Raw genomic sequence first — 5,397 nt, 5'->3', positions numbered from 1 at the left:
AGCTGTTCTTGTGAAGACAACATTCTCAACACTCCTTCATTTTCGTAACGCTTACATACATTATACTAAAAACCCACTATTCTATCTATTGAAATCATAGGTAGAATAGGGGTTTTTCAGCAGTCTCGTTCTCTCAGGCAGATCTTTTTAATTTGTCTTCTTTAGCTGTTTCTGAATTTCTCTACATCCCTTGCAATCATGACTTCTTCATCTGTTGGAATAAGGAACACTTTAACTTTGGAGGAATCAGATGAGATTTCTCTTTCTTTACCACGTACATTGTTTTTCTCATCATCGATTTCTGCTCCCAGGAAGGTCAGTCCATCGATCACATTCTTACGAGTATCTGATCCATTTTCTCCAATGCCTGCAGTAAAGACAATGGCATCTACACCATTCATAGTCGCAGCATATGATCCGATGTATTTTCTGACACGATCTTCAAAAATACGAAGAGCCAGTTCAGCTTTTTCATTAGTAGCTTCTGCATCTTCAAGGTCTCTCATGTCACTTGATATGCCTGACAAGCCTTTCAGTCCAGATTCGTTATTTAGAATATAGATCATGTCATTGATAGACTCGATGCCTTCTTTTTCCATCAGGAATGGAAGCAATGAAGGATCAATGTCACCAGAACGTGTACCCATGGTCACTCCTGCAAGTGGGGTGAATCCCATAGATGTGTCTACTGATTTTCCGCCATCAACTGCAGTGATAGATGCACCATTACCTAAGTGACATGTAATGATTTTTGTGTCTTCAATTGGTTTTCCAAGCAGTTCAGCTGCTCGTTCAGCAACATATTTGTGGCTGGTTCCGTGTGCACCGTACTTACGGGCATTATGCTTTTCGTAATATTCCATTGGAATGCTGTAAAGGTAGTTCACTTTAGGCATAGTCTGATGGAATGATGTATCAAATACAGCTACACTAGTAATATCTGGAAGAATTTTACGGAAAGCCTTGATTCCAGTAGCGTTAGCCGGGTTATGAAGCGGAGCAAATTCAGATAGTTCTTCGATCTGATTGATGACTTCATCAGTTACTAGAGCTGAATCTTTAAAGATTTCTCCACCAGCAACCACACGGTGTCCCACACCAGTAATTTCATTGAAATCACTTAAAATGTTCCATTCTTTAAGCTGTTCAAGAAGCATTTCAACTGCCACTTCATGATCAGCGATATCGACAACTTGTTCGAATTTTTCGCCGTCATTGTATTTGATAGTAAAGATCGAATCATTCAGTCCAATTCTCTCTACGATTCCTGAAGCTAGTACGCTTTCTTCCGGCATAGTGAAAAGTTTCCATTTCAAACTTGAGCTTCCAGCATTAATTGCAATTGTCTTTGACATAATATATATGCTCCTTTTAGTTTATTTAATCCCTTGTTCCTTTTTCCACTTCTTAATATCCATTAAGAAGGTTTTGAACGCTTCTTTATTGGATAAGCTTGGAGAAGTAGCGATCAGCACTTCTTTAGCCTGTCTGCTCTTTTCTCCTTTTTTCTGAACGATCAGTATGGATTTTCTGGACTGTTTATTCTTGAACCATTCATTGGGCAGATGAATGAATCCCTGAACATATCCTATACTCTGAATAAATGAAAGCAGTCCTTTAACTTCTTCTGACTCAAACGTGCTTGTAGGCATGAGATAGAAAGCCAAGCCATCTTCTTTCAAGTAGTTAAGACCCTGCTCTACCAGTAGAAAATGACTATATGAGTAGCCTTCCTCAAATGAAGTACTGAAAGTATTACCCTCTAATTCTATCGGATAATACCCTACAGGTAAATCAGAAAGCATGATGTCTGCAGGATCCATCAGTAAAGGCTGAAGCGCGTCCTGATGCATCAGTTCGATCGGCATACCCAGTAATGCAGCTAATGTCGATGTTAAAGATATTAGCAGGTCATCATTATCCACACCTGTGAATCTAAATTTATTTTTAGAGGATTCCAGATTACTGAATAGTGTATACATCAAGTTGCCAGTGCCGACTGATAAATCAGCTATATGGGCGGGCTGGTCGAAATCGTATAGAAGTTCGATCAGATAACTGAAAATAATGCCGATGGCATCTGGAGTTGGCTGATGGTTCGGCTGAAGCAAGTCTTCCTTGGCCGCTTTGATCAGAATAAGCTGAATAGCCTGTTTTCGTTCTTCAGGGGTCAGTGCAGTCAGTGTCAAACGACTATATATATCGATCAACTGTTTCTGAGCCTCTTCCCCGGGCAGACCATTCTCCACATGAATATCTCCGTCATCCAGGATATTCTCACCTGTTTCGATCAGGGCTTCAATATAAGTTGAATCAAGCTCTTTTCTGATGAGTTCTGTGGAATCATTCAACACAGAAAAAAAACGTTCTACGTTATTTATGTCCAAAAAAAATTATCCTTTCATCTTTTAAGGTGGTCAACAGCGAGTAAGATACTTGGGATAAAAAGTTAAAGCAGATTTAGTTATTATTAGTAAGGGTATCTATAGACATTTTAACTCATTTACTCATTATTCACAAGATTAATAATTGGTGTATGTACATTCTGTCGTATGACATCCTGTCATCTTATCGTAAAGAAAAAAGGAATCATATCAGCTGATGTGATTCCTCCACTTCTCTTAATTTAGTTAGCCACAGGATAAACAGAAACTTGCTTTTTGTTTTTTCCTTTACGCTCGAAACGAACAACGCCATCAACTTTAGCATAAAGCGTGTCATCTCCACCACGACCAACGTTTTCACCTGGATGGATTTTAGTTCCGCGTTGACGGTATAAAATTGATCCACCTGAAACGACCTGACCGTCTCCACGCTTAGCGCCTAGACGTTTGGATTGAGAATCACGACCGTTGGAAGTAGACCCTCCACCTTTTTTCGTCGCGAAAAACTGTAAATTCATTTTCAACATGATTTTTGCACCTCCATTACTTATTGTCTGAGGAATGGACTGTCATATAGTCTCCATACTCTTCCTCCGTATTTTTCAAGGAAAGATGCAGACTATTCATCAATATTTGAGCTGTTTCCATTTGCTTCTGACTCAAACCTTCGGGCAGCGAGAACTTCAGAAAGCCTCCCTGATCATCAGCCGACACGATATCTGGCGATATCTTACCGATCTCTATCAGACTGTTCACTGTACCGATACTCAATGCTGAGACGGCGGCGCACACGATATCCTGACCATAAGGACCGGAATCAGCATGTCCAGTGACTTCCACTGAAGAGATATGCTCATTTTCAAACTGGAATAGAATATTGATCATTACAGAACCGCTTCCCTGTTTGTATTAGTTGGTTTTAATTGATTTGATTGTTACTTTTGTATACGGCTGACGGTGACCTTGCTTGTTGTGAGAGTCTTTTCTGCGACGGTATTTGTAAGTCGTAACTTTCTTACCGCGACCTTGTTTTTCGATAATTGCTTCAACTGAAGCACCTTCGATAAACGGACTTCCTACAACAGTGCTGTCTCCACCGACGAACAATACTTCTCCAAATGTTACAGTATCGCCAGATTCTCCGTCCAGTTTTTCGACAAAGATTTCCTGACCTTCTTCAACTTTGAACTGTTTGCCGCCTGTTTTGATGATTGCATACATACTTGTTGCACCTCCTTATAATTTTGAACAAAGCATAATACGCCCTATTCCTGCACTTAGACTCGCCGTTATAAGTGGCATTAGCTCTTAAATACTTATATACGAGCGGTTGTAGCTGTGGTGCGTCACAAATACAACATTAATATCATATCAAATAAGACATAACGAGTCAACGTTTTTTGTCGAAAAGCTTTTTCCAAAATGACTGTTTCTCTTCTTTAAGAGACATCAGCGGAACAGTGTCTCCCAGAAGACGTCTCGCAATGTTTCTATACCCTTGTGACGACACATGATCCGGATCCAACACTACTGGATTCCCTTTATTTGAAGATCTGACGACTTCATCGTCTTCAAAAATGATTCCCAACAGTTCTACTGATAGATGGCGGGTGATTTCTTCTATATCCATCACTTCACCCTTTTGCATCATTGACTTTCGGATTCGGTTAATGATCAGTTTCGGCTGCTGGATCGATGTCTGTTCGATCAGCCCGATGATTCTGTCTGCATCTCGGATTGCTGACATTTCAGGCGTTGTCACCAGAATAGCGTCATCGGCTGCAGCTATAGAGTTTTTGAATCCTTGTTCGATTCCTGCTGGACAATCGATCAGCACAAAGTCATAATCTTTTTTAAGTTCGCCGATCAGATCTATCATCTGTTCTTCATTGATAGCATTCTTGTCAGCGTGCTGAGCAGCTGGAAGCAGGAAAAGCTGATCATTGAAGCGCTTGTCTTTTATGATAGCTTGATGAAGTTTTGCTCTTCCTTCGACTACATCAATAATATCGTAGATAATTCTATTCTCAAGACCTAAAATAACATCCAGGTTACGAAGTCCTATGTCCATATCCACTAGACACACTTTTCTGCTTTGAAGGGCCAGAGCTGTTCCTATGTTTGCAGTGGATGTCGTTTTTCCTACTCCGCCTTTACCTGATGTAACAACAATTGCTTTTCCCATTTAAAATAAACCTCCTGAGTGTTTCCCTATTTCTGGTCGTATAGTTTTCAAGTAATGCAGAGAACCGACCTCTATGATATGTAAATCATTCACGTAAACAAATTGGATGTCCTCTGACTGTACAAGGTTTTCATCTCTGTTCTCAATGACATGTACATTTCCGCCAATCCTCACTTGTGCGTTATACTTGAAATTCGCCAGGACTATGGCATTTTCATTGCCTTCAAATCCTGCATGGGCGATCCCTTTCAATTCTCCGATAACAAATATACTGCCCGTTGCCCGAACTGTTCCACCTGGATGGACTTGACCTATAAGCAGCAAATCACCATCAGCTTCAAGAATTTGACCGCTTCTGACTGTTCTTACTTCAAGCTTTGGGCGTGCTTCTCTGGCACGTTTCTGAGCATCTTCGATCGAAATAACATCGGATTCGTATGAACTGATTTTAAAATGCTCATCCTCAATGATATAGCTAATCTGTTTTTTTTCGTCAGCTGACAGCAGCCTGTTCCCAGTGTCAACAAAAAAAATCAGCTCATGTCCTTTCTGAGTATCCTTTTTCAGTTGAACTGTAAGTTCTTTCAGCTGGTCAACTACTTCTTCAAAGGAAGCTGAAGCGTGCAGGATAATCTGAAACCCTCCCGTTCTTCCCTTTAGTGTTACAGCATTCTTCATTGGCTCCACTCCTCATTATCTGTAGTTACTGTCAAATTTTTTTGTTCTTAAAGGTCTATAACCGTTGTTCTATCAAGGAAAAGACAAAAAACACTTGCCCCTCCCTCATTTATCGGTAAAATAGTAGGTATCCGACTACCAAACTATCCC

General features: G+C 40.3%; 7 protein-coding genes and 1 other annotated feature. All 7 genes read right to left on the bottom strand.

All coding sequences use genetic code 11. The annotated features are described in order from the left end of the window. Window positions 1-161: 161 nt before the first annotated feature. The 7 genes from ACYQ2O_RS10325 to ACYQ2O_RS10295 all read right to left on the bottom strand — a co-directional run bounded on the left by ACYQ2O_RS10325 (window position 162) and on the right by ACYQ2O_RS10295 (window position 5,247). A complete protein-coding gene (locus tag ACYQ2O_RS10325; RefSeq protein ID WP_346024873.1) occupies window positions 162-1,355 on the bottom strand; it encodes an acetate/propionate family kinase in 1,194 nt (397 codons plus the stop codon). A gap of 21 nt (window positions 1,356-1,376) precedes the next feature. Next, window positions 1,377-2,387 carry a class I SAM-dependent methyltransferase gene (locus ACYQ2O_RS10320; protein ID WP_346024872.1) on the bottom strand — a complete coding sequence of 337 codons (1,011 nt, stop codon included), beginning with the start codon at window positions 2,385-2,387 and terminating at the stop codon, window positions 1,377-1,379. Window positions 2,388-2,626: 239 nt separating this feature from the next. Next, window positions 2,627-2,911, bottom strand: coding sequence for a 50S ribosomal protein L27 (gene rpmA / locus ACYQ2O_RS10315; protein ID WP_091478941.1), 285 nt, complete (start codon window positions 2,909-2,911; stop codon window positions 2,627-2,629). A gap of 16 nt (window positions 2,912-2,927) precedes the next feature. Then, on the bottom strand, window positions 2,928-3,269 hold the full coding sequence (locus tag ACYQ2O_RS10310) for a ribosomal-processing cysteine protease Prp (RefSeq protein ID WP_346024871.1): 342 nt from the start codon (window positions 3,267-3,269) through the stop codon (window positions 2,928-2,930). 24 nt (window positions 3,270-3,293) lie between these two features. Further along, window positions 3,294-3,605 (bottom strand): 50S ribosomal protein L21, encoded by a 312-nt coding sequence (rplU, locus tag ACYQ2O_RS10305; protein WP_346024870.1) that lies wholly within the window; start codon window positions 3,603-3,605, stop codon window positions 3,294-3,296. Between the two features lie 48 nt (window positions 3,606-3,653). Further along, window positions 3,654-3,726, bottom strand: a sequence feature (ribosomal protein L21 leader region). 48 nt (window positions 3,727-3,774) lie between these two features. Further along, entirely contained in the window at window positions 3,775-4,569 is a 795-nt protein-coding gene (gene minD, locus ACYQ2O_RS10300; RefSeq protein ID WP_346024869.1) for a septum site-determining protein MinD, read from the bottom strand. Further along, complete coding sequence (locus ACYQ2O_RS10295) at window positions 4,570-5,247, bottom strand: septum site-determining protein MinC (protein WP_346024868.1); 678 nt, start codon at window positions 5,245-5,247, stop codon at window positions 4,570-4,572. Window positions 5,248-5,397 lie beyond the last annotated feature (150 nt).

Source organism: Alkalibacterium sp. m-11 (assembly GCF_054658155.1).
This window is presented reverse-complemented; position numbering and strand designations above follow the sequence as displayed.